Annotated in this window: 4 protein-coding genes; 2 read left to right on the top strand and 2 right to left on the bottom strand. The window is 59.6% G+C overall.

All coding sequences use genetic code 11. The features are described 5' to 3' along the window. A partial coding sequence (locus ACFFAR_RS30105) for a hypothetical protein (RefSeq protein WP_375509104.1) occupies positions 1 to 256 on the top strand: 256 nt, incomplete at its 5' end. A 248-nt stretch (positions 257 to 504) separates the two neighbouring features. Continuing rightward, positions 505 to 1,521, top strand: coding sequence for an AraC family transcriptional regulator N-terminal domain-containing protein (locus ACFFAR_RS30100; protein WP_174364454.1), 1,017 nt, complete (start codon positions 505 to 507; stop codon positions 1,519 to 1,521). A gap of 64 nt (positions 1,522 to 1,585) precedes the next feature. Here ACFFAR_RS30100 and ACFFAR_RS30095 read toward each other — a convergent pair whose 3' ends face one another. Beyond that, complete coding sequence (locus ACFFAR_RS30095) at positions 1,586 to 1,822, bottom strand: hypothetical protein (RefSeq protein ID WP_062172385.1); 237 nt, start codon at positions 1,820 to 1,822, stop codon at positions 1,586 to 1,588. Positions 1,823 to 2,131: 309 nt separating this feature from the next. Then, positions 2,132 to 2,824, bottom strand: a 693-nt coding sequence (locus ACFFAR_RS30090) for a BspC domain-containing protein (protein ID WP_375509103.1), incomplete at its 5' end; no start/stop codon positions are given.

Raw genomic sequence — 2,824 nt, 5'->3', positions numbered from 1 at the left:
GCCAAAGGTCATCGTGCCGAGGCAGAGTTCGGAGACGAACAAGCCGGTATTGCCGAATTTTTTGTTGCGCATGCTGGGTTCCTTAGAATTCGTCCTTGGATCGCGCGGCCGGCGTGCACTGCCACACCGCCGCACTGGGATTACGAATGCGCAATGCGTGGACCGCGTGCGCGGCTTGCGCACCGAACGCCCGTTCGGCGCGGCGATGGCTGGCCGCGACAATCCAGTATCTGCCTGCGATATGCCGAAAGGCTAGCCTGATCCTGTCGGATCATTGCCCGATTCTGCAAACGCCACGTGCGGCGCTGGGCGAAAACGCCCGCGCGCGAGTAAGCTGAGTGCAATTCACCGGCAGCACTTCAAACGCCTCACGTATCCGCAAACAGGCGAATTGCATGCAAACTGCATGCATCATTGAGGTCCGGCTGACGGTTATCCCTCTTCACCCCCGGCGCCGTTGTTGCCCGTTTTGCCGCGCAGACGCCAACTCACTGAATGCGAATCATGGCCCTGAATGAGACGGCGGATTCCGCCATCGATCCAAGACAACATGCCGACCATCCGGATCAGTCGGCACAACGCGAGCCGGTCAACGGTCACGATACCGCGCCGCTCGACCCCGGCCTGGACCACGCGCGCCTCGACCTCGTCGCCTTGCTCGAACGGCTTACCGCCGACCACGAGGGCTCGCACGAGACCGCGGTCAAGGGTTTGCACGTGCATCGGATCGTGCATTGCGGCGGTCCGAGCCACGGCATGCAGACGCCGGCGCTCGGCCTGATCGCGCAGGGGTCCAAGCGAATCATGGTCGGCGACGAACTCTATGTTTATGACCCGATGCATTACCTGGTTTCATCGGTGGATTTGCCGGTGATGGGGCAGGTGACGGGCGCAACCGAAGACAAGCCTTATCTTGGACTTCGGCTGGACATGGACGTGGAAGAAATCACCGCGCTGATACGCGACGAAAGCCTGCCGCCGCCCACTCACGCCGACGCCACCCGCGGCCTTTACGTGAACCGCCTCGGCACGCCCATGCTCGATGCCGTGCTGCGGCTCTTGCGCCTGATGGACACGCCTGAGGACATCCCCATCCTCGCGCCCATGATCAAGCGCGAAATCCTCTACAGGCTCCTGATGAACGGCTCGGGAGCGCGCCTGCGCCAGATTGCGTTGCAGGACAGTCAGACGCAGCGCATCGCGAAGGCCATCATGATGCTGCGCCAGAACTTCGACCAGCCGCTGCGTGTGGAATCGATCGCGCGTGACGTGCACATGAGCGTGTCGTCGCTGCATCATCATTTCAAGGCGGTGACGGCCATGAGCCCGCTGCAATACCAGAAGCAGTTGCGGCTGCAGGAAGCGCGCCGGCTGATGCTGATCGACATGACGGATGCAGCCACGGCGGCGCATCGCGTGGGTTATGAAAGCGCATCGCAATTCAGCCGCGAGTACAGCCGTTTGTTCGGCGCGCCGCCTCTGCGCGATACCCGCAGATGGCGAGATTCGACCGGCGCATGAGCCATACGCGCACCAATAAAAAAGCCAGGGGACTTCCCCTGGCTTTTTTACTCGACCTGCGCAATCAATAGTACCGATGCGGCGGCGCATAGTGATGCGGCGCGTGACGGCGTTCCCATTCACGACGTTCCCAGTACCGGTGGCCATCGTAGTAACGGTCGCCGTGCCAGCCGCGGCTGTCGACATGCACGTAGCCGGGGCGGAAATGCTCATCGGCGGATGCCGCGTTCGATACACCAATACTCGTCACGGCAGCAGCAGCGAGCGATGCAAGCAACAAGCCTTTCTTGAGTTTCAACATGATGGTTTCCTTCGCGTTTTGTCAGTTATGAATGCCGTCGATGCGCGGGTCGTCAGTGCTAGTAGCGGCCGTAGTAGTCGTGATGGTGATATCCGCCACCATCCGGAACTACGATGCAACCGCCCAAGGAACTGCCGAGGACCACTGCAAGTGCGGCAAGAATCGCTAATCGTTTCATCGGTTTCTCCAAGTGAATCCCGTGAAATCAATTTAGCAATTAGATAAATGACAAGCCGTGTGCCTTTGTAAGGAAACGTATGCTTGGAAATATTCAGGAAAGGACGCAAAAGGGCGCAGGCGCCCGCGCTGTTACCGAACGATCTGCGGCTTTACATTTGGCGTGAGCGAAACACCAACCACGCGGCCGTCTTTCACGCCGCAACGGCTATCGAGCCGAGTCCACTGCGAATGACCGCGCGTTTTTGCGAACGCGCGCATGACGATCACTTCATCGACCGGAACAGGATTGCCCGCGCTGAAGACGGTGGTGTCGTCGTCGATCTTTGCGTTCAACACGCGTCGGTCCGGCACTATAAAGGTGTCGTATTTCGGCGTGAGCGCGACCCAGTTGTCGAAAGCGGCGACGCAGCGGATCACGGGCTGGGGAACGTGCATGCGCGTGAGATACGCGTAGTCTTCCTTCGATGGGTCCGGCGCTTCCTGCGCGTGAACAAGAGAGAAAAAGGAGGCGGTAGCTAACAATCCGATTACAGCGGCGGGGGACGAGCGGAGCTTTCTCATGCTGGCGATTCTCAGTATCCTCGATACGCGCATCCATGAAGGACGCGGCCTTGTTGGTCCGATCTTCGCGCCCATGGCGAACGCGAAGGGCAAAAGACATTTCGCCGAAGTATACGCGCGGCTTCGGCGCGTTACAAAAACGTGACCTATACATTGGTACGTGAAATCGCCGGCTGCATGATGTATTCGTCTGGTTTGAACGCGCTCGACGCCTTCCGGAATTTCCAGCTGAAGCCTGGCCATAACGCGGTATTCCTGCCT

Origin of the sequence: uncultured Caballeronia sp. (assembly GCF_964243625.1) — a bacterium.
Taxonomy (GTDB): Bacteria; Pseudomonadota; Gammaproteobacteria; order Burkholderiales; family Burkholderiaceae; genus Caballeronia.
Note: the sequence above shows the minus strand (reverse complement) of the source record. Positions and strands in the feature narration are given on the sequence as shown.

Excerpts from the sequence above, each read along its gene's own strand:
- ACFFAR_RS30095 (WP_062172385.1), bottom strand. The coding sequence starts at position 1,822 with ATGTTGAAACTCAAGAAAGGCTTGTTGCTTGCATCGCTCGCTGCTGCT.
- ACFFAR_RS30100 (WP_174364454.1), top strand. The coding sequence starts at position 505 with ATGGCCCTGAATGAGACGGCGGATTCCGCCATCGATCCAAGACAACAT.